21 protein-coding genes and 1 tRNA gene are annotated in these 23,356 nt (G+C 62.6%); 10 read left to right on the top strand and 12 right to left on the bottom strand.

The features are described from left to right. Positions 1 to 15 precede the first annotated feature (15 nt). The 4 genes from G489_RS0116795 to guaB are packed head-to-tail and all read right to left on the bottom strand — an operon-like array spanning position 16 to position 3,630. Entirely contained in the window at positions 16 to 1,308 is a 1,293-nt protein-coding gene (locus G489_RS0116795; protein WP_029042487.1) for an RsmB/NOP family class I SAM-dependent RNA methyltransferase, read from the bottom strand. Beyond that, positions 1,308 to 1,676 carry a VOC family protein gene (locus G489_RS0116790; RefSeq protein ID WP_029042486.1) on the bottom strand — a complete coding sequence of 123 codons (369 nt, stop codon included), beginning with the start codon at positions 1,674 to 1,676 and terminating at the stop codon, positions 1,308 to 1,310. Before G489_RS0116790 ends, G489_RS0116795 begins: the two co-directional genes overlap by 1 nt. After that, positions 1,676 to 2,113, bottom strand: coding sequence for an MAPEG family protein (locus G489_RS0116785; RefSeq protein ID WP_051332764.1), 438 nt, complete (start codon positions 2,111 to 2,113; stop codon positions 1,676 to 1,678). The genes G489_RS0116790 and G489_RS0116785 overlap by 1 nt, the downstream gene beginning before the upstream one ends. A gap of 14 nt (positions 2,114 to 2,127) precedes the next feature. Further along, a complete protein-coding gene (guaB, locus tag G489_RS0116780) occupies positions 2,128 to 3,630 on the bottom strand; it encodes an IMP dehydrogenase (RefSeq protein WP_029042484.1) in 1,503 nt (500 codons plus the stop codon). 429 nt (positions 3,631 to 4,059) lie between these two features. Between guaB and G489_RS21205 the strand changes: the two genes are divergently transcribed. Together G489_RS21205 and G489_RS0116770 are read left to right on the top strand one after the other, a co-directional pair. Further along, complete coding sequence (locus tag G489_RS21205; protein WP_081691644.1) at positions 4,060 to 5,625, top strand: globin-coupled sensor protein; 1,566 nt, start codon at positions 4,060 to 4,062, stop codon at positions 5,623 to 5,625. Positions 5,626 to 5,726: 101 nt separating this feature from the next. Next, on the top strand, positions 5,727 to 7,136 hold the full coding sequence (locus G489_RS0116770) for an MFS transporter (protein WP_035873241.1): 1,410 nt from the start codon (positions 5,727 to 5,729) through the stop codon (positions 7,134 to 7,136). Here G489_RS0116770 and G489_RS0116765 read toward each other — a convergent pair. Beyond that, positions 7,133 to 7,825 (bottom strand): RlmE family RNA methyltransferase, encoded by a 693-nt coding sequence (locus G489_RS0116765; protein WP_029042482.1) that lies wholly within the window; start codon positions 7,823 to 7,825, stop codon positions 7,133 to 7,135. The two genes, G489_RS0116770 and G489_RS0116765, sit on opposite strands and share 4 nt — an antisense overlap. After that, positions 7,815 to 8,978 carry a Ppx/GppA phosphatase family protein gene (locus tag G489_RS21200; protein ID WP_245578951.1) on the bottom strand — a complete coding sequence of 388 codons (1,164 nt, stop codon included), beginning with the start codon at positions 8,976 to 8,978 and terminating at the stop codon, positions 7,815 to 7,817. Before G489_RS21200 ends, G489_RS0116765 begins: the two co-directional genes overlap by 11 nt. Before the next feature lie 309 nt (positions 8,979 to 9,287). On the opposite strand from G489_RS21200, the gene G489_RS0116755 reads away from it, so the two are divergent. Both G489_RS0116755 and G489_RS0116750 read left to right on the top strand, forming a co-directional pair. Further along, positions 9,288 to 9,361, top strand: a tRNA-Gln gene (locus G489_RS0116755). A gap of 209 nt (positions 9,362 to 9,570) precedes the next feature. Continuing rightward, complete coding sequence (locus tag G489_RS0116750; protein WP_035873238.1) at positions 9,571 to 10,443, top strand: outer membrane protein; 873 nt, start codon at positions 9,571 to 9,573, stop codon at positions 10,441 to 10,443. 58 nt (positions 10,444 to 10,501) lie between these two features. Here G489_RS0116750 and G489_RS0116745 read toward each other — a convergent pair whose 3' ends face one another. Continuing rightward, a complete protein-coding gene (locus G489_RS0116745) occupies positions 10,502 to 11,002 on the bottom strand; it encodes a GAF domain-containing protein (RefSeq protein ID WP_029042480.1) in 501 nt (166 codons plus the stop codon). A 139-nt stretch (positions 11,003 to 11,141) separates the two neighbouring features. Here G489_RS0116745 and G489_RS21195 point away from each other — a divergent pair, with 139 nt between their 5' ends. From G489_RS21195 to G489_RS0116730, 3 genes are all read left to right on the top strand, one after another. Beyond that, the gene (locus tag G489_RS21195) at positions 11,142 to 11,807 is read left to right on the top strand and encodes a helix-turn-helix domain-containing protein (RefSeq protein WP_051332762.1); all 666 of its coding nucleotides are present in this window, start codon (positions 11,142 to 11,144) and stop codon (positions 11,805 to 11,807) included. A gap of 33 nt (positions 11,808 to 11,840) precedes the next feature. Next, positions 11,841 to 12,938 (top strand): M24 family metallopeptidase, encoded by a 1,098-nt coding sequence (locus G489_RS0116735; RefSeq protein WP_035873235.1) that lies wholly within the window; start codon positions 11,841 to 11,843, stop codon positions 12,936 to 12,938. Positions 12,939 to 13,009: 71 nt separating this feature from the next. Then, positions 13,010 to 14,257, top strand: coding sequence for a Zn-dependent hydrolase (locus G489_RS0116730; protein ID WP_051332761.1), 1,248 nt, complete (start codon positions 13,010 to 13,012; stop codon positions 14,255 to 14,257). Positions 14,258 to 14,272: 15 nt separating this feature from the next. Here the strand turns inward: G489_RS0116730 and G489_RS21190 are convergent, their stop codons facing one another. From G489_RS21190 to G489_RS0116705, 5 genes are all read right to left on the bottom strand, one after another. Continuing rightward, positions 14,273 to 15,115, bottom strand: coding sequence for a FadR/GntR family transcriptional regulator (locus G489_RS21190; RefSeq protein WP_051332760.1), 843 nt, complete (start codon positions 15,113 to 15,115; stop codon positions 14,273 to 14,275). Positions 15,116 to 15,212: 97 nt separating this feature from the next. Next, positions 15,213 to 16,196: an ABC transporter ATP-binding protein gene (locus G489_RS0116720; protein ID WP_029042477.1), complete on the bottom strand. Its 984-nt coding sequence runs from the start codon at positions 16,194 to 16,196 to the stop codon at positions 15,213 to 15,215. Next, complete coding sequence (locus tag G489_RS0116715) at positions 16,193 to 18,127, bottom strand: dipeptide/oligopeptide/nickel ABC transporter permease/ATP-binding protein (RefSeq protein WP_029042476.1); 1,935 nt, start codon at positions 18,125 to 18,127, stop codon at positions 16,193 to 16,195. The genes G489_RS0116720 and G489_RS0116715 overlap by 4 nt, the downstream gene beginning before the upstream one ends. Continuing rightward, complete coding sequence (locus tag G489_RS0116710) at positions 18,124 to 19,071, bottom strand: ABC transporter permease (protein WP_029042475.1); 948 nt, start codon at positions 19,069 to 19,071, stop codon at positions 18,124 to 18,126. The genes G489_RS0116715 and G489_RS0116710 overlap by 4 nt, the downstream gene beginning before the upstream one ends. 75 nt (positions 19,072 to 19,146) lie before the next feature. Beyond that, on the bottom strand, positions 19,147 to 20,640 hold the full coding sequence (locus G489_RS0116705; RefSeq protein WP_245578964.1) for an ABC transporter substrate-binding protein: 1,494 nt from the start codon (positions 20,638 to 20,640) through the stop codon (positions 19,147 to 19,149). A gap of 223 nt (positions 20,641 to 20,863) precedes the next feature. On the opposite strand from G489_RS0116705, the gene G489_RS0116700 reads away from it, so the two are divergent. The 3 genes from G489_RS0116700 (at position 20,864) to cysQ (ending at position 23,315) form a co-directional block, all read left to right on the top strand. Then, on the top strand, positions 20,864 to 21,526 hold the full coding sequence (locus tag G489_RS0116700; RefSeq protein ID WP_029042473.1) for a DUF1028 domain-containing protein: 663 nt from the start codon (positions 20,864 to 20,866) through the stop codon (positions 21,524 to 21,526). 99 nt (positions 21,527 to 21,625) lie between these two features. Then, the gene (nadC, locus tag G489_RS0116695) at positions 21,626 to 22,498 is read left to right on the top strand and encodes a carboxylating nicotinate-nucleotide diphosphorylase (protein ID WP_029042472.1); all 873 of its coding nucleotides are present in this window, start codon (positions 21,626 to 21,628) and stop codon (positions 22,496 to 22,498) included. Between the two features lie 10 nt (positions 22,499 to 22,508). After that, complete coding sequence (gene cysQ / locus G489_RS0116690) at positions 22,509 to 23,315, top strand: 3'(2'),5'-bisphosphate nucleotidase CysQ (RefSeq protein ID WP_155889428.1); 807 nt, start codon at positions 22,509 to 22,511, stop codon at positions 23,313 to 23,315. Positions 23,316 to 23,356: the final 41 nt, after the last annotated feature.

Raw genomic sequence — 23,356 nt, 5'->3', positions numbered from 1 at the left:
TTCACAAAAATCGGGTCAGCCGCGCTGCATCACCGCAAAGAAGAACCCGTCCGTGCCGGTCGAAGCCGGCGTCAGCGTGATCGAATTGAGGTCCGCCGACCACGGGCTCGGCTTGTCGAAACCGAACAGGTCCTGCCAGACCTCTCCCGCCGAGACGAGCTGGAAGGACGGCTGGTCGGTGAGGAAATTCTCGAGCTGAGCCTCGTTCTCCTCGGGCAGCACCGAACAGGTGATGTAGACGAGAAATCCGCCGCGCTTCACATAACCGGCCGCCTGGCCGAGGATTTCTTCCTGCTCCTCGATCCGCGCCGCAAGTTGCTCGGGCGTCAGCTTCCATTTGGTTTCCGGGCGCCGGCGCCAGGTGCCTGTCCCCGTGCACGGTGCATCGACGATCACCCGGTCCATGCGGTCGAGAAGGTCTTCTGGGAGCCCCTCATCGGGCTTGCGCACCTGGATATTGCGCACGCCGGCCCGTGCGATGCGGTCATAGATCGCCGCCAGCCGCGTGTGATCCGCGTCATAGGCATGGATCTGACCCTTGTTCTCCATCGCGGCGGCCAGGGCGAGGCTCTTGCCCCCGGCGCCGGCGCAAAAATCAAGCACCTGTTCGCCGGGCCGCGCGAAAACGAGGTCCGCCACGATCTGGCTCCCCTCGTCCTGCACCTCGAACCAGCCCTTCTTGTAGCCTTCCTCGAACTGTACATTCGGGGTGCGCGATCCCTTGCTGCCGGCGGCAAAACGAATGCCATGCCGCGCGATCCGCGTCGGTTGCGGCGAAAAGCGCTTGAGCGCGTTCATCACCTTGTCGCGCCCGGCCTTGAGGGTGTTGACGCGGATATCAAGCGGCGGGCGTTCGGCCAGCGCCTGTCCCTCGGCCACCCAGTCACCGTTGAAATTGCCTTCAAGCGAGGGCGCCAGCCATTCGGGCACATCGGCGCAAACGAAATCGGGGGCGTCCTTGAACGGCTTGGCGCGGGTGAGTGTGGCCGCCTCGGCTTCGCTCAGCCCGTCCGGCGCGAACTTGTCGCCTTCGAACTGGGCGGCGAGGCTTTGCGGCGTCTCCCCCCAGTCGCGCAACACCGCCGCCATGACGAGGCTGCGGGCATCATCGGCTCCAGCGAGATGCCCGTTGGAGAGCTTCTTGCGCAACACGTCATAAACAAGATTGCCGATCGCGGCACGGTCGCCCGCACCCGCAAAGCGGTGGTTGAGACCCCAATCCTTGAGCGCGTCGGAAACCGGGCGCTTGCGCGTTTCGATATCTGCGATCACTTCGATGGCCGCTGCCATCCGCCCGGGCAGTCGCATCAGTGTCCACCCCCCATATGGCACACACCGACCCAATTGCCGGAACAGTCCCTGAACTCGAAGAACTTCAAAGGCCCGCGATTATCAATGGCCGTTGCCTCCACACCCTCGTCGGCGAGGGCCGCGTGAAGAGCCTCAGCGTCGGGAGCGTAGAGATTGAACGCATAATGGCGGTCACGGTCGATGCTGTCGGCCGGATAGAGCGTCAATGCCGCCTGACCCGGCGCCCCCTCTGCAAATCCGAGCCCGACATAGCCGGCGGATTCAAATATCTCGTTCATGCCGAACATTCGCTTGTACCATGCGGCAGCGGCTGCGCTGTCGATCGCCGGCACGAAGATGCTGTCGATGCGCGTGGCCAGGGCCATCACTGCCCCCCGAAAACGAACCGCACCAGAAGCGCAATCCAGATGATGGCGAGGAACGCAAATCCGGCGAAAAACGCCGCATGACGGTGCCGGACATTATTGGTGGTGATGTGGATCCCCGCATGGACATAACGCGAAATCACGAACAGCCAGGCGAGGATCGCCTCGATCATCGAAATCCGCATCCACAGCGCGATCAGGCACGCAACATAGAACAGCACCGGAAGCTGGAACTGGTTGTTGACCGAGTTGGAAGCCTTGCGGGCATTGTCCGACCAGGCCTCGTCCTTGAGCGCAATCTCGTCGCTTTGCACCTTGTGCCCGAAAAACTCCGCATAGCGCCGCCGCCCAAGCTCGACATAGAGCCCGAAGGTCAAAATGACCTGCGCAAACAGCGCGGCCAGCATGATGGTTTCAACGGCGTTGAGCGGATACATGGAACGCGGTCCTCCTAATTGCCGGCCCGGTAGTTGGGCGGCTCACGGGTGATGGCCACATCATGCACGTGGCTTTCGCTGAGCGAAGCCCCTGAAATGCGCACGAATGTGGCGGTTTCCCGGAACTCGTTGAGCGTGCGGGCACCGGTATAGCCCATGGCGGCACGAAGACCACCCGCGAGTTGGTGCAGCACATTGCCCGCTGGCCCCTTATACGGCACCTGGCCTTCGATCCCCTCGGGCACCAGCTTCATGGTGTCGCGCACTTCCTGCTGGAAATAGCGGTCCGCAGATCCCCGGGCCATCGCGCCGACCGAGCCCATACCGCGATAGGATTTGTAGGACCGGCCCTGATACAGATAGACCTCGCCGGGGCTTTCATCCGTGCCGGCGAGCAAGGAGCCGATCATCACGCAGGACGCGCCACCGGCCAACGCCTTGGCCAAGTCGCCCGAAAACTTGATGCCGCCATCCGCGATCACAGGAACGTCCTGCTTGTCAGCCTCTTCGGCGCAGCCCATCACCGCGGCAAGCTGCGGCACGCCGACACCAGCCACGACCCGCGTGGTGCAGATCGAGCCCGGCCCGATGCCGACCTTGATGCCGTCGGCGCCCGCATCGATCAAAGCCTTGGTGGCTTCGGCAGTCGCGACATTCCCGGCAAGGATCCGCGTCGAATTCGATTCTTTCTTGATCCGGTTCACGGCCTCGGAAACGCGCACCGAATGCCCGTGGGCAGTGTCGATCACCAAAAGATCGACCCCGGCATCGATAAGACGCATCGAACGCTCATAGCCGGCATCGCCGACGGTCGAGGCTGCCGCAACGCGCAGCCGACCCTGACGGTCCTTTATAGCCTGGGGGTTGAGGGTCGCTTTCTCGATGTCCTTGACGGTGATCAGCCCCACGCAATTGCCGGCATCGTCGACAACCAGAAGCTTTTCGATCCGGTGAGCGTGCAAGAGCCGCTTGGCTTCGTCCTGCGCGACACCATCGCGCACGGTGACAAGGTTTTCCCGCGTCATCAGTTCGCGCACCGGCTGGTCTGAATTTCTGGCAAAACGCACATCGCGATTGGTCAGGATGCCCACAAGCCTGCCGGTAACCCGGCCGCCGCTGCCGCCATTCTCAACCACGGGGATGCCCGAAATCCGGTTGCGCTCCATCAGGGCCAGCGCATCGGCAAGCGTTGCGTCCGGTCCGATGGTGATCGGGTTGACCACCATGCCGCTTTCAAAGCTTTTGACCTGCCGCACTTCCTCGGCCTGCTCCTCAGGGGTGAGATTGCGGTGAATGACGCCAATACCACCGGCCTGTGCCATGGCGATGGCCATGCGCGATTCGGTCACCGTATCCATCGCCGAGGACAGGATCGGCAGGTTCAACGCAATGTCCTTGGTCACCCGGGCGCGGATATCCGCGTCGGTCGGCAGCACCTCCGAACGCGCGGGTTGCAGCAGCACGTCGTCAAATGTCAGTGCGGCATCGCCGGTAATACTGGAAATGATTTTGGCCACGGCCAACCTCCGTTCATGCAGGCGCGATGAGGGTAAGAAGCGGCACGGGTCAAAAGGGCAGACCGACCGCAGGTTGGCGAGGGTCAATATCATGGGGATGCGCGCTTGCAAAGCGCCAACCCACGGTATTTTGCCGGATCGGCCAACCCATGGATGCTACCCGGTGCCGCACCCCCGCCCGATTAATTAATTAACATCAAAACTATATTGGGCGCGGCTGAAATCGAACACGAAATCAACTATTTGATGAAGCAGGAACAGAACTGAACACTTCGGAACAACTATATAGACTTGTTCATATTTCACATTAACTGAAAATTACCCATTCAAATCCAGAATTGTCGAGATTCCCAAGGGTCTTGCGAGCGCAGCGCGGACCTCGCACGGACACCCTTTGGCTCACACCCGACAAGCGGCGGAAAAGCAATTATGGACAAGGCCACCGAACCATCTTCCTCTCAAACCCTCGAGGACCGACTCGATTTCATCGGAATCGACGATGCAGCGCGGCGGCGCCTTCAGTCGCTGTCGGGGATCGTCGAAAAAGCGATCGGCCCGGCCCTCGATACGTTCTATACAAAGGTGCGCGAAACACCCGAAACGGCGGCCTTCTTCTCCGATGAAGGCCATCTGCAATCGGCCAAGGCGAGACAGGTCAACCATTGGGGCATCATCGCCGCAGGCGCATTCGGCGGCAATTACGTCGACGGGGTCAACAAGGTGGGCTTGGCCCATGCCAGGATCGGGCTTGAACCATCCTGGTATATCGGCGGCTACGGGCTGATCATCGAACAATTGATCGCCTCGGTGCTGGCGGAAAAGTGGCCCGAGCTCAACAAGAAGAACAAGACGACATCCGATGAGACCGCAGCCGACATCGCGGTGCTGGTCAAATCCGCCCTGCTCGATATGGACTATGCAATCTCGGTCTACCTCAAGGCGCTGGCCGATGAGCGCGAACGCGCCCGCGCCGAACGCCGCAAGGCCGAGGCCGATCGCCAGTTGGCGCTCGATGCCCTCGCCAACGCCCTGTCGGAACTGGCTACGGGCGATCTCGAAGTCCGCCTGTCCGATGACATTCCGGACGAGTTCGTCGAAATGGCCCACAGCTATAACCAGGCCGTCGAATCCCTGCGCGTGACGCTGCAAAGCTCGCGCCGCACCTCCGAGCAAATCGTTAGGGGCATCTCCAAGATCACCGAGGCCACAGGTGAACTTTCCGACAGGACGGTCAAGCAGGCAGCGAGCCTCGAACAAAGCTCGGCAGCCCTGCACGAATTGACCGAAAGCGTGCGCTCGGCAGCCGAAAGCTCCGAGAATGCATCAAGCATCGTCAGCGGAGCGCAGGCCGACGCCCGCACCTCGGGCGAACTGGTGGCCAACGCGGTCACCGCCATGGGCGAGATCGAGAAGTCATCCGACCAGATTGCACGCATTATCGGGGTTATCGACGAGATCGCTTTCCAGACCAATCTGCTGGCCCTCAACGCCTCTGTCGAGGCTGCCCGCGCAGGAGATGCCGGCAGGGGGTTCGCGGTTGTCGCCCAGGAAGTCCGGGCCCTGGCTCAACGGTCAGCCGACAGTGCCCGCGAAATCAAGCAGCTGATCTCCGACAGCCAGGGCCATGTCAATCAGGGCGTCTCGATCGTCGGTCAGACCGGCGAGGCTCTGTCCAAGATCATCAACCGGATCGAGGAAATCGCAGGCATTGTCACCCAGATCGCCAATCAGTCCCGGGAGCAGTCGATCGGCCTCGATGAAGTCTCGACCGCGATCAACGACATGGACCAGATCACCCAGCACAATTCATCCATGGCCGAAAACACGTCGGAAGCGATGAACACCCTCAATGAAGAGGCCCGGCACATGGCCGCCGAGATGGCCCGGTTCAAGGTGCGAGACCCCGAATCGAACCGCAATACCTCAGGCAATTACCGGCGCCAGGAAGACCGGGGCACATCCGCATCGTCCGGCCGGCGCGAAAACGCCGCCTGACCGGGCCAGCCCGGTTAAACCCGATTGAGATTGTTTGAGGGCACACAACCGGCCCGAATGTGTTAGGCAGGAAGGCAACAGCCTTCCTGCCTTATTTGGTCATGGCCAGCAATATCCGCCTCACGCCGCTGATCCTGGCGGTCGCCCTCTTCATGGAACTGATGGACGCGACGGTGATCGCCACCTCGCTGCCGGCGATTGCGCGCGATATCAATGCCGACCCGATCTCGCTTAAACTCGCATTGACCGCCTATCTGGTATCACTGGCGACCTTCGTGCCGATCTCGAGCTGGCTGGCCGACCGCTTCGGAGCGGTCAATATCTTCCGTGCCGCCATTGCCGTCTTCATGCTCGGCTCACTCGCCTGCGCCATGGCCGATTCTCTGGGCGCCTTTGTCGGCGCGCGCTTTGTGCAGGGCATGGGCGGGGCGATGATGTCCCCGCTCGCGCGGCTCATTCTGATCCGTTCGACACCCAAACCGGAGCTGGTTTCCGCCTGGGCCTGGCTCACCATCCCGGCCCTGGTCGGGCCCATGGCCGGCCCACCGCTTGGCGGCTTTCTCACCACCTACCTGTCCTGGCACTGGATCTTCCTGATCAACATCCCCATCGGGCTGATTGGAATCCTTGCTGCCACCCGATACCTGCCCCGTACGCATTACCGCGACCGGCGCAATGTCGACGTGCTGGGCTTCATCCTGTGCGGGGCGAGCTTTTCGGGCCTCATCTTCGGCATGTCGGTCATCTCCATGCCGGCACTTCCCCCGATCGTCGGCATTCTGACGGCACTGGCCGGACTCCTTCTCGGCATAACCTATGTCGTCTACGCCAACCGGCGCATCGACCCGATCATCGATCCGGCCGTATTCCGCGACACGGTCTTCAGGCTGTCCGTCATCGCCGGCACCATCTACCGTGTGGGCCTGGGCGCCTTCCCGTTCCTCATGCCCCTGATGCTGCAACTGGGCTTCGGCATGACACCGTTTGAATCCGGCATGATCACCTTTGTCGGCGCGATCGGTGCCATCGCCATGAAGTTCGGCGCCCAGCGGCTTTATGCCGGCATGGGGTTCCGCGTAACCCTCATCGCCGCAGTCCTGATCTCATCGGCGCTGATGGGCCTGGTCGGGCTTTGGAACCCGCAAACGCCAATGCTTGTCATGCTCGCCATGCTGCTGTTTCAGGGCTTTTTCCGCTCGGTCTTCTTCACCGGACTCAACGCGATGACCTTTTCGGAAATTCCGGAATCCGATCAGGGCCAGGCCACCGTGATCAGCGCCGTGGCCCAGCAACTCGCCATGGCCTTCGGCGTCGCCTTCGCGGCCACCGTACTGGACATCTCGATCTCGATGAGCGGCCGCACCAGCGTCGAGCTCGCAGACTTTCATGTCGGCTTCTATGTGGTGTCGGCCCTGTGCGCCGTCGCCTTCATTCCGCTGCTGCTGCTGCGGGCCGATGCCGGCGCGGAAGTCTCCGGCCACAGGTCCCACGGCGCGGCGATCGAGCGCTAGCCCTTGAAGCCGGTGGCCACCAGATAGGTTTCTGCCGAATCCTGTCGGCTCGATGGCGGCTTGGCATGGAAGGTGGAGCGGAAGTGCTTTTTAAGCATGGCGAGGAGCTCGTGCTCGGTACCGCCCTGGAAGACCTTGGCGACAAAGGCCCCTCCCGGCGCCAGCACTTCAATGGCAAAGTCAGCGGCCAGTTCCACGAGTGCGATGATCCGCAAATGGTCCGTCGCCCGGTGCCCCGTCGTCGGCGCCGCCATGTCTGACAGGACGAGGTCCGCCTTGTGTCCGCCCAGTGCATCGATGAGCGCCTGGGGCGCGTCCTCCTCGTTGAAATCCTTCTTGAGAAAGATCACACCCGGGATCGGGTCCATATCGAGATAATCGATGCCCACGATGCGCGGATCATCCGGATCCGCGCCCACGATCTCCGCCGCCATCTGGCACCAGCCGCCCGGCGCGCAGCCGAGATCGACAATCCGCATGCCGGGTTTGACGAGCTTGTGTTTCTCATTGAGCTCGATGAGCTTGTAGGCAGCGCGCGAGCGCCGCCCCTCGAGCTTGGCCTTGGCGACATAAGGGTCGTTGAGCTGGCGCTCGAGCCAGCGGGTCGATGAAACGGTGCGCCCCCGCGCGGTTTTCACGCGCTTCTTGAGATTGCGCGCCGCCGGTTTCGCCTTGCCTTTAGAGGCCATGATGTCCGCCTTCCGGTTTGGGCCGCCGCCGGCGCTGTGCCCCGGCCCGCGACCACACGCGATCTTCGGCCATCAGCGAGATCAGCATGCCTTCGCGCAGGCCACGATCGGCCACCCTGATGCGCTCGCACGGCCATTCGCGCCGGATCGCCTCGAAGATCGCGCAGCCGGGAATGACAAGGTCGGCCCGCTCGCGGCCGATACAGCCATGTCCCGCGCGGCGGTCATAGCTCATCGAGAGCAGGACGCGCATGGTATCGATGACGTGAGTACCCTGCATCCACAGCCCGTCGACCTTGGACCGGTCATAGCGCTCGAGCCCCAGGTGAAGGCCGGCGAGGGTAGTCACCGTGCCCGAGGTTCCCACCAGATGCATGCTCTGCTCGGCCATTGCCGCGCGCAGCTTTTCGCGTCCGCGGAAGTGCCGCAAATGCGCCCGCACATGCGCGATCATCTCTTCGAACAGTTCCGGGGTGACATCCTTGCCGCCAAATCTCTCGGCGATCGAAACCACCCCGACCGGCAACGATTGCCAGGACCGGATCGCTGCTGCCATCTTGCCCCGGCTCTTGGGCCGCCCGCCCCTGAAATCGAGCCAGGCGAGTTCCGAGGACCCACCCCCGATATCGAACAGGATCGCCCCGGTCGCCTTGGGCTCGACGAGATCGGCGCAGCCGGTCACTGCCAGTTCGGCTTCGGTCTTGCGGTCGATAACCTCGAGATCGAGCCCGAGCTGGCTTTCGATCTTGCCCAGAAACGCAGCCGCGTTCCCCGCAGCCCGGCAGGCCTCGGTGGCGATCAGCCGCTTGCGTTTGATATCGTGCGCATCCAGCCGCGCCTTGCACGCTGCCAGCGCGTCGAAGGTGCGGTCCATCGCCGCCTGCGAGAGCTTGCCGCTCGAGGAGACGCCCTCTCCGAGCCGCACGATGCGCGAGAAACCGTCGACCACGCGAATGCCGTTATCGGTGGGCCGGGCGATCAGCAAACGGCAATTATTGGTGCCGAGATCGAGCGCGGCGTAGAGCGCCCCCGACCGCTTGCCGTTGCGTGTTTTTCTGTTCTGGGTCCGCCGTCTGTTGCCGGACCGTTTCGTTGACCCCGATAGCGTCCCGGTGGACGCAGCGGGGCCCCCGACCCCGGCTTGGCTGTCCACTCTTTTCCCGGTGGACAAGGAGGCGGACCGATCTTGTTCGGTCACAAGCAAGCTCCACATTGCCGCCGTCGCCCGGCATTTCCAATTGGCCGGCGCCAGCGCACAAGTTTGTTCATGCGTTGGTGAAAGGCTATTCGAATCCCGCCCCCGACGCAATCGCGCAGCGCGCACTCATCCGCTGGTGCGGGTCGGGGTAACGATATGGCAATTGGCGAGTTGATTATGCCGCGCGATGTGCTAAAAGGCGCGCCGCAAGCAGAGGTCAACGCTTCCGCCTGCACAGGCGCTCTGTCCGCCTGCCCCGGCTGGTGGGGAATAGTTTAACGGTAGAACAACGGACTCTGACTCCGTCGGTCCTGGTTCGAATCCAGGTTCCCCAGCCATTTGTTTCGAAAACTCTCTCTCGGTGCAAAATCGCTCACCGCCGCAACTGCGGCGACTACATCCCTGCGGGCTTTCCTGGGGTTTCTTGCGTTAACGCTCACGGCTGTTACAGTCTAAGTTAACAAAAAAGAAACTTGCAGCGCGACGAGCGCACACGCCAGGCGCTCAACCTAAGCAGAAAATGCAGGACACGCGCACGGAGGGGACCATGGCATTGAAGCTGGACAAGAAAGTCAATCGGGTAACCAGTTCGCTCGGATGGATATCCGCGGCCACGGCCCTGTCGTTCACGCTCGCAACAGCGTCTCCGGCGCAGGCCTTCGATCCCTCAACCGTTGATTGGACCGGCTTTTATGCGGGGGTTGGCCTGACGCACAATTCAGCGCGGGGCATGCCTGACGGAACCTGGGAGGGGACGATCGATGACATCCAGATACCCCAGCCCACAAATTATACCGGTATCGGCGGCGTCGCCACGATCGGGGCCGCGATCGATACCGGCACGGTTGTATTGGGTCTTGATGCGCAATTCGATTTCGGCGAACCGGTCACCATCGGAAACGGTTCAGACGTCTCATACGACTTGGCAAAGTTCTGCGACCTGACAGAAGGCGACGATCCGAACTGCGCGGTGGCCGGGGTAAGCGGCACTATCGATCCGCTCTGGCGCGCACGCGCGGTGATCGGGACCGAGATCGAACCGGGCTTTTTGGTATTTGCAACCGGTGGTGTCGCTACGGCCGATGTCAATCTCTATACCCTTTTTGCCCATACAGGAGTGGAAGGCTTCGGATCGGCGTCGACCCTTTCGGCTTTCTCCGGTGGCAGCTATGACCCGGTTTACGAGCGCTTGATTGGCTACACAATCGGCGCAGGGTGGCAAAAACGGGTAAGTGAGAACTTCTCGCTTCGCGGTGAGGTGACGCACGACAATTACGGCCAGTTCACAACCGGTCCTTTGGGTGCCACCGTCGGCCTTTTCACCCCGGCCGGCAATGCCCAGGCCTCCATCGCAGTTCAGGAATACATCACCATCACCAACACCGCCGCCCAGATCTCCGCCATCTGGCATGTGAACTGATACCGCGTGATCGGGCTGGGTTGGGCTCAGGCCTTGGGCTCAGGCTTTGGGTCTGGGCTCAGGCCTTTTCCTGCAGCGCCACCAGACAGGCCAGCTTGGCCGGAACCGACAGTTCCGCTTCGGTCCGTCTCGCGTGCTCTTCGCTATAGATACCTTCGGCATCGAGCAGATTGATGGTGGCGATGAGCCTGTCACCCAATATCACCGGCAAGTTGATCACCGACCCGCAGCCGAGCGAGGCGATCAGTTCGTGGTCCGGAAACTGCTCCTTCACAGCCGGAATCGAAGTGGCGAGATAAGGCTGGCGCCCCTCCTCCATCTGACCGAACCATTCGTCGCGCCGAATCGGCTTGGTGCCGGAAGTCGGATAGGCCTCCGGGTCATTGGTATAGGCACGCCGCGCCAGTCCAGCCTCGATATCAATGGTCATGACCGTGAACAGCTTGACCCCGACCGTGTCGCGGGTGAGTTCGTAAAGCGCCCGATAGGCGTCCTCGGCAGTCCGGGCGCGCCCGATCGCATCGTCAAAGGCCGCCACTGGCCCGCTCGTCTTGGTCATTCGTAATCACTCTGGTGCCATACGCCCCATTCCCGGAGCGCATAAAGGAGGGTGCAACTGCCCTTTCGAACAGTTTTCCCTTGGAGCATACAAACATTTTTGCTTTCATCAAAAAAATTTTTGTGCGCCGGGGAACCGCATGAGCAATGATCATGGGAATGATGATCAACCGGAGGGCGAGGCAAGGGCTGCAGAGGCTCAAGCCACCGCCGATACCGAACGTCCGCTGGTCGGGGCCAATATCCGGGCCCGCCGGCGCCAGCTGGGCATGACGCTGCAACAGCTCTGTGATCGGGCCGAGCTTTCTGTCGGCTATCTCAGTCAGATCGAGCGCGACAATGCCACGCCGTCCCTCGCAACCCTGGCGCAGATCGCCACGTCGCTGGGTGTCGGGGTCGATTATTTCATTGCCCAGCCCAAGGTTGAAGACGCCCTGACCCGCGCCAGCGACCGGCCGCAATTCTCGGTCGGCGGCTCCTCTATCATCTATGAACGGCTGGGCGCCGAGTTCCCCGGCAACACTTTGTCGGGTTACATCATGCATGTCCCGCCGGGCTATGTTTCGGAGACGGTGCATCACGAAGGCGAAGAGATCATCTATGTGCTCGAGGGCACGATCACCCAGTTCCTCGACGGCGAAACCCTGACCCTGCGCGCGGGCGACTGCCTGCACTATCGCGGCAACCGCCCCCATGCCTGGTCCAACCCCACCGAAGAGCCGGCCAGGCTTTTATGGACCGGCACCCTCACTCTCTTCCACTCCGCCACCGGCAGTCCTGCCGGTCCGGCCGACGACTCATACTGATCCGGCCGCGATCAGCCCTCTACGGAGATCATCATGCCCTCTTCCGAAACCCGCCTTGCGGCCCTGCGTACCCGCATGAAAGACACCGGCACCGACCTCGTGGCCCTCGGCCCTTCGAGCCACATGTGGTGGCTGTCCGGTGTCAGCCCCCATGGCGACGAGCGCCCGGTAATGTTGCTCGTCTCGCAAACAGGGGCCGCCTTTTTGATGCCGGCGCTCAACGCCGATGCCGCGCGGCTCTCGACGGGCTGGCTTTTTCACACCTGGAATGACGCCGACGGCCCCGATGCGGCCATGGCCGAGCTTCTGGCCGGTCTCGCTCTGCCCGCACAGCCGTCAGTCGTGCTGGACGAGACCATGCGCGCCGATTTCGCGCTCTATCTTCTCGGCAAGCTTCCCGGTGCAACTCACAGCTTCACCGCCGGGACGGTCGGCTATCTGAGAGCCCGCAAAGACCCCGAGGAATATCGCCGCCTCAAACAGGTTCACCTGTTGAACGACAAGGCGTTCGAGATCGGATTTGCCGCCTGCAAGCCGGGCGTGACCGAAACCGATATCGTCAAGGTCATCGCCGAGGCCTATGCAGGCATGGGCGCGGATATAGCCTTCATCCATGTCGCCTTTGGCGGCAATGGCGCTTTCCCGCACCATTCACCCGGCAAGACCCGGCTTGAAACGGGCATGGCGATCCAGATCGATGCCGGATGCCGGTTCGAAAACTATCCCTCCGACATGACCCGCTGCGGCTGGCTTGGCGATCCGCCTGCCGACTATCTCGACGTCGCCGGCATTGTTGAAAAAGCAGTGCGGGCCGCGCTTGCTGCCGCGCGCGCCGGCGTACCGGCCTCCGACGTCGACAGGGCCGCGCGGGAGGTTATCGAAGCCGCAGGTTATGGCGACCGCTTCCCGCACCGCACCGGTCACGGTCTGGGCATCGATATTCACGAAGAGCCCTATATCACCGCCAGCAACGTCCTCGTGCTTGATGAGGGCATGGTGTTTTCCATCGAGCCCGGCATCTACCTGCCTGACCGTTTCGGGATCCGGCTCGAGGAGATCGTCATCCTGCGCGCCGATGGCCCGGAAATCCTGTCAGCCATGCCGCGCGATATTGTCAGTGTGCCGGCTTGAATTATCGGCCTTTCGACTGGCGTCGTGGGCCTGAAATGATAGGCTGAAAGGGAATCGAAAGGACAGGGCAAATGGTGGCCGTCGACGGGGCTCGGCTTTGGCGCGACCTCATGGATATCGCAAAGATTGGCGCCACCTCCCGCGGCGGCTCTCACCGGCTGGCCCTGACCGACACCGACAAGCGTGCCCGCGATCGTTTCGCCTTTTGGTGTGAAGAGGCCGGCCTGACCATCACCCGCGACGAGATGGGCTCGATGTTCGCCCGTCGCGAAGGCCGCAACCCCGAACTGCCGCCAATCATCGTCGGTAGCCATCTCGACACTCAGCCCCTGGGGGGCCGGTTCGACGGGGTCTATGGCGTGTTGGCCGCGCTCGAAGCCATACGCTCGCTCGACCGCGAAGGGATCGCGACCGATCATCCCATCGAGGTCGTCAACTGGACCAATGAGGAAGGTTCACGCTTTTCACCCGCGACCATGGCATCCGGCGTCGCTGCCGGGGCGTGGGGCCTTGAAGAGACATTGGCGCGCACTGACAAGGATGGTGTCAGTGTCGGTGACGCGCTGCAATCGATCGGCGAGGCGGGCACGCGCCCGGCCCGGCTTTCTCCACCTCACGCCTATCTCGAAATCCATATCGAACAGGGTCCGGTGCTGGAGGCCGAAGGCTTGCCGCTGGGCGTCGTCGAGGGTGCCCGCGGGCAGGTTTGGTACAATCTCTCGATCACCGGCACGGAGGCTCATGCCGGCGCTGCCGCGATGAACCTGCGGCGGGACGCATTGGCAGCGGCTGCAGAAATCATCTCAATGGTCGAGAAATTCGCGCTGATCGAGCATCCTGATGCCGTGGGCACGGTCGGCTCGATCAAGGCCTCTCCCAATTCGCCCAATGTGGTGCCCGGCAAGGTCGATCTGACCGTTGAATTCCGCGCCTTCGACCATGATGCGCTGCGTCGCCTCGACGGACATTTCCGCGCCGGGCTCGAAGACGTGGCGCGCCGTCGTTCGGTCGCCATCGAGCACGAAGTGTCGATGCGGACCGATCCGGTCAGCTTCGATCCGAGCCTGGTCGATGCGCTCGCCGACGCGGCCGAAAGCGCGCATATCCCCTATCGCCGCATGGCTTCTGGCGCGGGACATGACGCCTGCCGTATCGCGGCAATCGCCCCGGCAGCCATGTTGTTCATCCCCTGCGTGGGGGGATTGAGCCACAACGAGGCCGAAGAGATTACCCCGGCCTGGGCGGAGGCCGGCGCGCGCGCCCTGACCCTCGGCATTCTGGCTGCCGACCGGCTCGATTTTATCGCTTTTGCAGACTAGTCGCAGGGGCGGTCCCTACCGTTCGGTGCCGCCGCCGATCGATTGCGGCGGATAGGCATCGTCCTCATTGAGGAACCGCGTTTCGATCTGCGCTTCGAGGCTGAGCATGTGCATCTCTGCTTCGATCATGTGCTCGGTCATGATCGAGCGCACCCGGGGCGCATCCCCTGCCGCCATGGCCGCGATCAGTTCGCGCTGATGGGCAATGCCGGACTGGCGCAGAACCGGCTGATCGAGCTTGTAGATATCGTGACAGATCGCCAGGTCCTTCAGCAGCCGCTGCAGGAACCGGCAGAAAAAGCTCAAAAGCGCATTGTCGGAATATTCGGCCACCACCATGTGGAAATCGAGCTCCGCCATGCGCTGGCGCCAGCTCTCTTCCCCGTCCCTCGGATCATGGTCATAAACCGCGATAATGTCACCGAGGCGCTTGAACCCGGCGGCATCGATGTTGCGCATGGCGCTGACCGCCACCATCGGCTCGAGCTGCTTGCGCAGCGCGTAGATATCGGCGATCGAAATGGTCTGGGTGAACAGGTAGTTCGACAAGAGGCTCATCGCCCGGCGTTCGGACATCGCCTCGACGACCGCACCGCCGCCCGGCCCTGTGCGGATGCGGACAAGGCCCTGGACCTCGAGCGATTTGAGTGCCTCACGCACGGTGCTCTTGCCGGCCGAGAACTGCGTCATCAATTCGCGTTCCTGCGGCAGCCGTGAGCCCGGGGCCAACCCTTCGGCCACGATCATCCGTTTGATCGCCTCGGCAATCTCGTCAGGCCGCTTACGGCCCTTGGACAGGGAGCGCGGACGCCCCTGCGCGGATGGGCCTGTGGCCGGGTTTGCATCGCCTGTTTGCATAATCTGTCAAAGACGGCCTTCCCCGTCCCGCGTCAAGCATCGCGGCGGCTGCGCCCCCTTGCGATGGGGATAAGCCGGCCGCCGGCCTGCAAATCCCTCAATCATGGGGAAAATAGCAGGCCGCAAAATGCTGCGGCGCCGAGGGGGCGTCAGCCAGCGCCGGCGCCTCCCCCCGGCATTGCGGCTCGGCCCGCGGACAGCGTGGAGCAAAGGCACAGCCTGGTGGGGGATTGAGCGGATCGGGGAGCTCCGCCAGGCTTTCCTCGGCAACCACGCGTTTTTGTCCGGGAACCGGCGCGGAGTTGAACAACAAATGGGTGTAGGGATGGCGCGGCCCGGCAAACAGATCGCTCGAGGCGCCGAACTCGACAATGCGTCCGAAATAGAGAACCGCCACACGGTCCGAGACGCTTTCGACCACGGAAAGGTCGTGACTGATGAAGATATAGGTCAGCCCGAACTTTTCCTTGAGATCATCGAGCAGATTGAGCACCTGCGCCTGCACGGACACATCGAGCGCAGAGACCGGCTCATCGAGAATGATGATCTTGGGATTCCCCGCCAGCGCCCGCGCTATACCGATGCGCTGGGCCTGCCCGCCGGAGAACTCGTGCGGATAACGCTCGAGAAACTCACGCCTGAGATTGACCGCGTCCATCAGCTCGTCGAGCTTTTCCTCGCGCTTGGCCTTTTTGAGACCCAGGAGGTGGATCATGGGAGTCTCGAGGATCGTGCGGATGGTCTTGCGCGGATTGAGCGAGGAGACCGGATCCTGAAACACATACTGGATGATCTTGGCCAGCGAGCGGGAATCCTTGCCCGCCATCGCGGTCACATCCTGCCCGTCCATGGTGATGCTGCCTTCGGTCGGCCCGTCGAGCCCCACCAGCATGCGCGCCAGGGTGGATTTCCCGCAGCCCGATTCACCGACGATCCCGAGGGTCTCCCCCTGCTTGAGATCGAAATCGATGCCCCGCACCGCGTGCACCGCCGGGAGCTCGGGGCCGAGCCCGAACCAGGTCTTGCCGCCGCCGAATGTGCGCGTCAGACCGCGCGTTTCAAGAACATGGGTATCGCTCATAGCACCGTCTCCTTGAGCGGGTGGATGCAGCGCACTTCACGCCCTTCCCCCAATGGCCCGAGCCCGATATCGCCCTTGCGGCATTCAGACGTGGCATGCGGGCAGCGTTCGGCAAAGGCGCAACCATCCGGCAAATCGTTGACCGGGGGTGGCAGCCCCGCAATCGCATCAAGACGGCGGCCCGGCTGCCCCATCACCGGCACACAGTCGATCAGCATGCGGGTATAGGGGTGGGCCGGTGACTTCAGTACCGCGTCGGTCGGCCCGGTTTCAACGATCCGGCCCGCATACATCACCGCGATCCGGTCGCAGATCTCCGAGACCACACCGAAGTCATGGGTGATGAACAGAACCGCCGCATTCTTGTCGCGCCTGAGCTGATCCATCAGCTTGAGCACCTGGGCCTGCACGGTCACATCGAGCGCCGTCGTCGGCTCGTCGGCCACCAGCACCTTGGCATCGTTCGCGAGCGCCATGGCGATGGAAACGCGCTGACGCATGCCGCCCGACATTTCATGCGGAAACGCCTTGGCCCGCTCCGCGGCGTTGGGAATGCGCACGAGATCGAGCAATTCGACAGCGCGGTCCCAGGCAACCTGTTTGGACACGGGTTGGTGCGCCCGCACAGCTTCCGCGATCTGGTCTCCGACCGGAAAAAGCGGATGCAGGGTCGAAAGCGGGTCCTGGAACACATAGGCGATGTCCCGCCCGCGAATGCCCCTCAGATCGGCATCGGAGACTTCAAGCAGGTCCGCCCCCTCGAACATCACCCGGCCCCCCTTGATGACACCGGGCGGGGTCGGCACGAGACCGGCCAGCGACATCGCCGTGACAGATTTGCCGGACCCGGATTCACCCACCAGCCCAAGGCACTCGGTTTCCCCGAGATAGAAATCAACGCCGCCTACGGCCTTGTAGACCTGATCACCGACATCGAAATGGGTCGACAGCGCTTTCACGTCGAGCACCCGGTCGGGGTTCGCTTCGACTTCGGGCACCACGTCGCGGTCGATGGCGGTGCGGGCCGAAGGCGCGGCCAGCGCCCCCGACTTGAGCCGCGGGTCGAGCACGTCGCGGACCCCGTCGCCCAGCAGGTTGATGCTCATCACCAAAAGGAAGATCATCAGGCCGGGAACGAAGGAGACATGCGGCGCCGTGAACAGCAGCTTGCGTCCTTCCCCGAGCATCGACCCCAGATCCGCCTGCGGCGGCTGCGCACCGAGGCCCAGGAAGCTGAGGCCGGCGGTCTCGAGGATCATCCAGCCGACGGTCGTCGACATGGTGATGACGATCACCGGCAACACATTGGGCAGCACCTCGGTGAACAGCACACCGACATGGCTCTTGCCCGACAGCCGCGCCGCATCGACGAATTCGCGATGCTTGAGGCCCAGTGTAATGCCGCGGATGTTACGCGCGAAAAACGGGATGTTGACGATGGCGATGGCGTAAAGGGCATTCAAAAGCCCCGGCCCCAAGGCGGCAACGATGGCCAGCGCCAGAAGGATGTAGGGAAACGCCATCAGCATATCGATGCCGCGCATCATCAGATTGTCGGTGCGCCCGCCGACATAACCGGCGACAAGCCCGATCAGCGAACCGAAAACCGCTGCAATGACAGTGGCTGACAACCCGACCGCGATCGAGACCTGCGTCCCCCACAACAGCCGCGAAAAAATATCCCGACCGAGATGGTCGGTTCCGAGGAAGTGGCCCTCGGTCAGGGGCGGGAACAGCCGGTCCGCGGGTTCAGTGACATTGGGATCCGGCAGCGGCAGGACCGGCACCAGGATCGCCAGGGCGGCAATCGCCAGCAGCACCCAAAGCCCGGTCGCCGCCAGCTTGTTGTTCATCAACAGTTTCCAGGCCGAGGGACGGCCCGAGGACTTGCGGGCCTTGGCCTGCCCGTTGGCTGCCGTAGCCTCGCTCATGATTTCAGCCTCGGATCGAGAAGCGACTGGACGACATCCGCGATCAGGTTGAACAGCACATAGCTTGCCGCCACAACCAGCACCCCGCCCTGAACCAGCAGGATGTCGCGGGTCGAGATGGCCTTGACCAGCATGGCGCCGATGCCCGGCCACTGGAACACGGTCTCGATATAGACAGCGCCGCCAAGCACGAAGCCCGCCTGGATGCCGATCACCGGAATGACCGAAACCAGCGCCGCCTTGAAGGCGTGGCGGTAGATCACCTTGCGTTCGGAAAGTCCCTTCGCCCGGGCGGTACGCACATAGTCCTGACGCAGCACTTCGAGCATCGAGGCGCGAGTCAGCCGCGCGATCACGCCGGTGGCGACCACGGCGAGCGTCAGCGCGGGCAGGATCAAATGGCGCGCAAGATCGAGAAGGTCGCCGCCGCCATAAATGGCAAACATGCCCGAAGCGGGCAGCACCCGCCACTGCACGGCGAAAACCAGGATCAGCAAAAGGCCGAGCCAGAAGCTGGGCATCGAGATCCCGATAAGAACGAAAAAGGTAACGGTGCGGTCGATCCAGCCGAACTGGCGAACCGCGGATACGATACCGGCGAGAAGCCCGAAGATCGAGCACAGCACCAGCGAGGTACCGGCGAGAATGAGCGTTGCCGAGAAGCGCTCCAGCACTTCATCGAGCACCGGCCGGTTGAGAATGTAGGAGCGGCCGAAATCACCCTGCAGGAGGTTGGTGACCCAGATCAGGTATTGCTGGGGCAGCGGCTTGTCGAGCCCGAGCTCGCGATTGACGCGCGCAACGTTTTCGGGCGTCGCGAAATTTCCAAGGATCGCCTGGGCGGGATCGCCCGGGATCATCGCCATGATCAGAAAAACGATGATCGACAGTCCGATCAGGACCGGGATCATGGCCAGAAGGCGCTTGACGATATAGCCGGCCATCAACTCCTCCCCTCGTTGCTGGCTTGCCGATATGAAGGCGCCGGCGGATGTCCGCCGGCGCCCTGCGGGATCAGTCTACTGTTTGGAGACCTTTTGCAGCATCAGGAAGAATGATGGCTGCAGCTTGAAGTTCTCCACCCGTGCGCTTGTGACCGCGTTCTGTTTCCAGTTCGCGACAAACAGCCAGGGTGCGTCCTCATAGACGATCTCCTGCATCTGCTTGTAGAGGTCCGCGCGCTCCGCCTGATCGGTGGAGGTGCGTGCCTTCTGCAGAAGGTCATCGACTTCCGGGTTCGAGTAGTAACCCGAGTTGAAGCCGCCCTTGTCGGGCCATGCCTCGGTACGAAGCGCCAGATAAGGCAGGGTGTCCGGGCTGTTGGTCATCCAGGCCATTTCTGCCATGTCGGCCTTGCCTTCGAGACCCGGGTTCACAACACCAAGGAAGGTGTTCCACTCATAGGTCTCGATCGAGACGTTGAGCCCGACCTCATTGAGATCAGCCTGAATGGCCGTCCCCATCGCGATCGGATCGAGCATGCCCGAGCCGCCTTCGGTGACATAGAAGGTCAGTTCAGCGCCTTCCATGCCGGCTTCGGCGATCAGTTCACGCGCCTTGTCCGGATCATAGGGATAAGGCTCGAGATCCTCGTTATAGGCCCAGTTGAAGGCAGACGGGGTCGGTCCGGATGCAACGGCAGCCGTACCCTGCAGCACGTTTTCGACAAGGCTCTGCTTGTCGACGGCATAGTTGACCGCCTGTCGCATGGCCTTGTTGGCAAACGGGCCTTCCTTGGCATTCAGGATCAGGAACCACAGATGCGGTCCGGCCTGTTCATAGACCGTGAAGGACGCATCCTGCTTGAAGGTCGAGACATTGTCTGGCGGCACTTCGACCATCACGTCGATCCCACCCGACAGCATTTCCGCAACGCGGGTATTGGCGTCGGTAATCGGACGATAAACGATCGCTTCGAGCGGCGGAGCGCCATCCCAGTAATCGGGATTGCGTTCGACCACCACACGGGTGTTCGACTGCCATTCAGCAAATGTGAAGGCACCTGTACCCGAGGGATTGCGGTCGAAATCCTCGCCATGCTCTTCGACAGCCGCCTTGGACACGATCAACCCGGCCGCATAGGCCAGGTTCGAAAGGAACGGCGCGAAGGGCTCATTGAGTTTGAACTTGACGGTCATATCGTCAACGGCCTCGACGGTGTCGATGGCCGAGAAGTAGAACGCCAGTGGGAAGGTCCCGGTGTGATAGGGATGATCTTCCTGGATCATGCGTTCGAAATTGAACACAACGGCTTCCGCATTGAACGGCGAGCCGTCATGGAAGCTGACACCCTCACGCAGATTGAAGGTATACTCGGTCCCGTCTTCGGAAATCGTCCAGTCGGTCGCCAGCGACGGTTCGACTTCGAGCGTGCCGTCCTTGTAGCGCACCAGCCCGTCATAGACGTTCATCAGAATACGGAAGTCGTTGACCGCAGATACGTGTTGCGGATCGAGCGACTGTGGTTCGGCGATCTGGCCCACCACCAGCACATTGGGCGGGGTCTGCGCCATTGCCTGACCGGACACCAGCCCCAGCGCCGTGGCGGCGCCGAGAACAAGCCCGGTAAAGGCGCGTCTCGTAAATTTCATGACATCCTCCTCAGCGGCATGTTTGCCGGCCAGCCGCCGTCCGGAGAGCCGGCGGGCGACCGGCTGGCAGGCAATTTATCAGCATAAATTACTGGTATCAACTAATTTATGGGTATAAATAGGAGGCAAGGAGGGCACCCGGCATATGACCTTTTCTATCGTCGCCCGCGACCCCCGCACCGGTGCTTTCGGCGTGGCCACGGCCACGGGTGGGCCTTGCGTCGGATCGCTGGTCGCCCACGCCCGCGCCGGCGTTGGTGCAGTGGCGACTCAGGGTTTCACCACCAATCCCTTTTACGGCATCGACGGGCTTGAACTGCTGGCCGGCGGGGAAAGCGCCCGCGAGACGCTTCAGGTCCTGACCCGCGCCGACCGCAATCGCGAACGCCGCCAATGCATCATGATCGGACGCGATGGCGCCACGGCAGGATGGTCCGGTGCCGAACTCGGTGCCGACTTTGACACCTTCCTCGAAACCGACCTCGCTGTTGGCGGCAATCTGCTTGCCGGGCCCACCGTGCTGCCCGCGATGCTCGCCGCCTACAAGGCCGAAGCTTCGGTACCGATGCATGACCGCCTCGCGGCTGCGCTCAAGGCCGGTGAAGCTGAAGGCGGAGATCGGCGTGGCACCATGTCCGCCTCGGTCAAGGTGGTCACGACCGAGCCCTATTATGCCATCGACGTGCGTATCGACTGGTCTGACACACCGATCGACGATCTTTTGACCGCCTTGGCGGCGTCGACCTCGGGCGACTATGCGGAGTTCTTCGAGCGCCTTCCGACCCGCGCCGAACCGGATCGAGGCTGACGGCCGCCCGAGCGGAGACGCCACCCCTGTTGCGCCAGACCCGTCAAGCGCGTAAACCGTCGCCCTGGATTTGCTCAAGGGACCGCCGGCCCAGCCAAGATGACAGACAATGCCCCCTACCCGCCGAGTCTTTCAGCGCTCGCCGTCAGCGCTGCGGTTCGGGCCGCGCTTGAGGAAGATCTCGGCCTCGCCGGTGATCTGACATCACAGGCCACCCTCTCGCCCAACGCCAAGGCGGAAGCGGTGTTTCGCTTGCGCGAGCCCGGTGTCATCTGCGGCCTGCCCTTTGCAGCCTCCGCCTTCGAACAGATCGGACCCGGCCTCACCTTCTCCGCACATGCTGCAGACGGCGACCGGGTCGAGGCCGGCGAGATCGTGGCCACCGTTTCGGGCAATGCGCGCCTGGTCATGGCCGCTGAGCGCGTGGCGCTCAATTTCATGGGGCACCTGTCAGGTATTGCGACACTCACCCGGCGTTATGCCGATGAAATCGCCGGCACAGATGCGCGGGTCACATGCACCCGCAAGACCATTCCCGGCCTGCGCGCTTTCGCCAAATACGCCGTCAAATGCGGGGGCGGCGCCAATCATCGCTACGGGCTCGACGACGCCATCCTGATCAAGGACAACCACATCGCTGTGGCCGGTGGCGTGGCCAAGGCCATCAACAAAGCGCGCGCCTTTGCCGGTCACCTGGTGGCCATCGAGGTCGAGGTCGACACCATCGACCAGTTCGCCGAGGCCCTGGAAGCCGGTGCCAACGCCGTGCTTCTGGACAACATGTCTCCCAGCGAACTGCGCGAAGCCGTCAGGCACAACCGGGGCCAGGCCCGGCTCGAGGCCTCGGGCGGGATCACCCTCGAAACCATTCGCAAGGTCGCAGAGACCGGCGTCGAGTTCATTTCGACAAGCCGGATCACCATGGCCGCGCCCCCGCTCGATATCGGGCTCGACATCGACATCAGGAACTGATCGCCGCGTTATGACCCTGCCCCTCGACATCATGATCGAGGCTGCGCTCGAAGCCGGCCGCGATATCCTTTCCGTTTATGCCACCGATTTCGATGCGACCCTTAAAGGGGACAATTCGCCGGTCACCATCGCCGATGAGCGCGCAGAGGCCATCATCCTGCGCCACCTTGCCGTCACCGGCCTGCCGGTCCTGGCCGAGGAAAGCGCCGCCGCCGGTCACATCCCCGAGCTCGGCGACCGCTATTTCATCGTCGACCCGCTCGACGGCACCAAGGAATTCATCAAGAAGAACGGCGAATTCACCGTCAACATCGCCCTGGTGGAGAACGGCAAACCCGTGGCCGGTGTCGTCTCCGCCCCTGCCCTGGGCAAACTCTATGCGGGCTCGCCAGATGGCGCCTTCAAGGCAGCGATTACCGAGACCGGGCTCGGCAGCCGTGAGCCGATCGCGGTTCGCAAGGATGCTCCGCTCAATGTTGTCGCCTCGCGATCGCACGGTCACGCCGCGCTCGGCTTCATCTGCGATGAACTGAAGGTTGCAGGCGATGTTTCTGTTGGCTCTTCGCTCAAGTTCTGCCTGGTCGCCGAAGGGGCCGCACGCCTTTACCCGCGCCTTACCCCGACCTGCGAATGGGATACGGCAGCGGGCCAGGCCGTGCTCGAAGCAGCGGGCGGCACAGTTGTCACAAAGACCGGCGAGCCGTTGACCTATGGCAAATCAGAGAATGATTTTCTCAACCCCTTTTTTATTGCAGCTGACGACCCATATCTGGCCGCAGACTGTGCCAGGATCATGCGCGAAGCCTTGAACGACTGATCCTTTCGGCAGTCCGGACCGTAGGTACTCAAGCCTGCCGA

The sequence above is a fragment of the Cucumibacter marinus DSM 18995 genome (genome assembly GCF_000429865.1).
Classification (GTDB): Bacteria; Pseudomonadota; Alphaproteobacteria; order Rhizobiales; family Devosiaceae; genus Cucumibacter; species Cucumibacter marinus.
This window is presented reverse-complemented; position numbering and strand designations above follow the sequence as displayed.

What these genes read in the sequence shown, in the direction of transcription:
- G489_RS0116795 (WP_029042487.1), bottom strand. Translation starts at nt 1,308, where the DNA reads ATGCGACTGCCCGGGCGGATGGCAGCGGCCATCGAAGTGATCGCAGAT.
- G489_RS0116790 (WP_029042486.1), bottom strand. Translation starts at nt 1,676, where the DNA reads ATGGCCCTGGCCACGCGCATCGACAGCATCTTCGTGCCGGCGATCGAC.
- G489_RS0116785 (WP_051332764.1), bottom strand. Translation starts at nt 2,113, where the DNA reads ATGTATCCGCTCAACGCCGTTGAAACCATCATGCTGGCCGCGCTGTTT.
- G489_RS21205 (WP_081691644.1), top strand. Translation starts at nt 4,060, where the DNA reads ATGGACAAGGCCACCGAACCATCTTCCTCTCAAACCCTCGAGGACCGA.
- G489_RS0116770 (WP_035873241.1), top strand. Translation starts at nt 5,727, where the DNA reads ATGGCCAGCAATATCCGCCTCACGCCGCTGATCCTGGCGGTCGCCCTC.
- G489_RS0116765 (WP_029042482.1), bottom strand. Translation starts at nt 7,825, where the DNA reads ATGGCCTCTAAAGGCAAGGCGAAACCGGCGGCGCGCAATCTCAAGAAG.
- G489_RS0116750 (WP_035873238.1), top strand. Translation starts at nt 9,571, where the DNA reads ATGGCATTGAAGCTGGACAAGAAAGTCAATCGGGTAACCAGTTCGCTC.
- G489_RS0116745 (WP_029042480.1), bottom strand. Translation starts at nt 11,002, where the DNA reads ATGACCAAGACGAGCGGGCCAGTGGCGGCCTTTGACGATGCGATCGGG.
- G489_RS21195 (WP_051332762.1), top strand. Translation starts at nt 11,142, where the DNA reads ATGAGCAATGATCATGGGAATGATGATCAACCGGAGGGCGAGGCAAGG.
- G489_RS0116735 (WP_035873235.1), top strand. Translation starts at nt 11,841, where the DNA reads ATGCCCTCTTCCGAAACCCGCCTTGCGGCCCTGCGTACCCGCATGAAA.
- G489_RS0116730 (WP_051332761.1), top strand. Translation starts at nt 13,010, where the DNA reads ATGGTGGCCGTCGACGGGGCTCGGCTTTGGCGCGACCTCATGGATATC.
- G489_RS21190 (WP_051332760.1), bottom strand. Translation starts at nt 15,115, where the DNA reads ATGCAAACAGGCGATGCAAACCCGGCCACAGGCCCATCCGCGCAGGGG.
- G489_RS0116720 (WP_029042477.1), bottom strand. Translation starts at nt 16,196, where the DNA reads ATGAGCGATACCCATGTTCTTGAAACGCGCGGTCTGACGCGCACATTC.
- G489_RS0116715 (WP_029042476.1), bottom strand. Translation starts at nt 18,127, where the DNA reads ATGAGCGAGGCTACGGCAGCCAACGGGCAGGCCAAGGCCCGCAAGTCC.
- G489_RS0116710 (WP_029042475.1), bottom strand. Translation starts at nt 19,071, where the DNA reads ATGGCCGGCTATATCGTCAAGCGCCTTCTGGCCATGATCCCGGTCCTG.
- G489_RS0116705 (WP_245578964.1), bottom strand. Translation starts at nt 20,640, where the DNA reads ATGGCGCAGACCCCGCCCAATGTGCTGGTGGTGGGCCAGATCGCCGAA.
- G489_RS0116700 (WP_029042473.1), top strand. Translation starts at nt 20,864, where the DNA reads ATGACCTTTTCTATCGTCGCCCGCGACCCCCGCACCGGTGCTTTCGGC.
- nadC (WP_029042472.1), top strand. Translation starts at nt 21,626, where the DNA reads ATGACAGACAATGCCCCCTACCCGCCGAGTCTTTCAGCGCTCGCCGTC.
- cysQ (WP_155889428.1), top strand. Translation starts at nt 22,509, where the DNA reads ATGACCCTGCCCCTCGACATCATGATCGAGGCTGCGCTCGAAGCCGGC.